This window comes from Alkalibacterium sp. m-11 (assembly GCF_054658155.1).
Genome location: NZ_BAAGIR010000568.1, coordinates 1 through 255 on the forward strand (window position 1 = coordinate 1; position 255 = coordinate 255).

The window sequence follows — 255 nt, forward strand, 5'->3', positions numbered from 1 at the left end:
TCGCAGATGCTGGATATGGCAGTGAAGAAAACTATGAATCCATCATCGATGACTATGAAAAGATCCCTTTGATCCCTTACGGCATGTATAACGCAGAACAAAAGAAAAAATATAAACAGGATCCGAAGCGCCGGGATAATTGGTCTTATGACGAAATAGAAGATGCTTATACCGACCTGGACGGTGTGCGGTTTAGTTTTACCCACTACAGCACACGTGTGGATAAACAGGGATATACGCGTCAGTTTAAAGTGT

1 pseudogene is annotated in these 255 nt (G+C 42.4%); it reads left to right on the forward strand.

Annotation, left to right across the window (positions count from 1 at the left end):
* Positions 1 to 255: pseudogene (locus tag ACYQ2O_RS13630) on the forward strand (IS5/IS1182 family transposase); the annotation flags it as partial.